General features: G+C 75.2%; 1 protein-coding gene. It reads left to right on the top strand.

The annotated features are described in order from the left end of the window. Nucleotides 1-17: 17 nt before the first annotated feature. The gene (locus tag EF903_RS32260) at nucleotides 18-1,811 is read left to right on the top strand and encodes an ABC transporter ATP-binding protein (protein WP_399422182.1); all 1,794 of its coding nucleotides are present in this window, start codon (nucleotides 18-20) and stop codon (nucleotides 1,809-1,811) included.

Below are 1,811 nucleotides of genomic sequence, written 5' to 3'. Positions count from 1 at the left end.
CACGAGGGCCAGTCGGGGTGCCTCCCCGCGCAGGAAGACGCCGGTCCGACGTCCGCGCCTGGACCGGCGTCTTCCTGCGCGGGGAGGCACCCCGACTGGCCCTCGTGTTCGGGCTGTTCGCCGCCGCCCTGGTGGCGAGCCTCGTGGGCCCCCGCCTCCTGGGCCACCTGGTCGAATCGGTCAAGGACGGCACCACCGCCGACCGGGTCGACGTACTCGCCCTCGCCTTCGTCGCCGTCCTCGCCGGCCAGACGCTCCTCGCCCGCGCCGCCCGCACCCGGGCCACCCTGCTCGGCGAACGGGTCCTCGCCCGCACCCGCGAGAACTTCGTGCGCCGCGTGCTCGCCCTGCCGCTGTCCGAGGTCGAGGCCGTCGGCACGGGCGACCTGCTCAGCCGCGCCACGACCGACGCCGACCGGCTCAACGAGAGCATCCGCCAGGCCGTCCCCCGCATCGCGCTGGCCGCCGTCACCCTCGTCTTCACCTTCGCGGCCATCCTGCTGACCTCGCCCCTGCTCGCCCTCGGCCTGCTGGCCGGCGTACCGTTCGCCGTGCTGTCCACCTGGTGGTACCGGCCGCGCGCCACCCGCGCGTACGAGCGCCTCCTCGCGCAGGAGGCCGACGTCCTGGCCGTCACGCACGAGACCGCGCGGGGCGCCGCCACCGCCGCGGCCCTCGGGCTCGGCCCCCGCCAGGCGCGCCGCCACGGCGCCGCCGTGGACGGGGTGGTCCGCACCCGGCAGCGCACCACCTGGCTGCAGACCATCTGGTTCCCGAGCCTGGACCTGGCCACCATGGTCCCGATGGCGCTGACCCTCCTCATCGGCGGACTCGCCTACCAGCGGGGCGAGGTGGGGCTGGCGGAGCTGACCGCCGTCGTCCTCTACGTCCAGGCCCTCGGCGAGCCCCTGAACGACCTGCTGACCTGGACCGACGAACTCCAGATCGGCAACGCCGCACTGCGCCGGATCCTCGGCGTCGAGCGGCTGCCCCGCGAAGAGCCCCGGCCGCCGGCCCCCACCGACGGCCATGCCGTCCGGCTCGAAGGGGTCGGGTTCGGCTACGGGCCGGGCCGCGAGGTGCTCACCGGCATCGACCTCGACATAGCCGCCGGCGAACGGCTGGTGGTCGTCGGCGCCTCGGGCGCCGGCAAGTCCACACTCGGCAAGCTGCTCGCGGGCGTGCACCACCCCACCCGCGGCACCGTGCGGATCGGCGGCGCCGACATCACCACGCTGCCCGTGGGGCAGCTGCGGCGGGAGATCGTCCTCGTCACCCAGGAACAGCACGTGTTCACCGGCACGGTACGGGACAACCTGCTGCTGGCCGGCGAGCAGCAGCCCGCGGAGGACGCCGCCGGGGACACCGCGGAGGACGCCGCCGCGGACGCCCCGCTGTGGCAGGCGCTGGAGAGCGTCCTCCTCGCCGACTGGGTGCGGTCCCTGCCCGAAGGCCTGGACAGCGAGATCGGACCGGGCGCAGCCCTCGTTTCCCCCTCCCACGCCCAGCAGCTGGCCCTGGCCCGCCTGCTGCTGTCGGACCCGCACGCACTGGTCCTCGACGAAGCCACCGCGCTGCTGGACTCCACCGCGTCCCGCCGCGTCGAACGCTCGCTGGCGGCGCTGATCGAGGGCCGCACGGTCATCTCGATCGTGCACCGCCTGGACTCCGTACGCGACGCGGACCGGATCGCCGTCATGGACGGCGGACGGATCGTCGAGCTCGGCAGCCACGACGAACTCCTCGCCGCGGACGGCGCGTACGCCGCGCTGTGGCACGCCTGGGACGCCGCCCACCGCCCCCGCCCATGA

Origin of the sequence: Streptomyces sp. WAC05292 (assembly GCF_003949955.1) — a bacterium.
Taxonomy (GTDB): domain Bacteria; phylum Actinomycetota; class Actinomycetes; order Streptomycetales; family Streptomycetaceae; genus Streptomyces; species Streptomyces globosus.
Note: the sequence above shows the minus strand (reverse complement) of the source record. Positions and strands in the feature narration are given on the sequence as shown.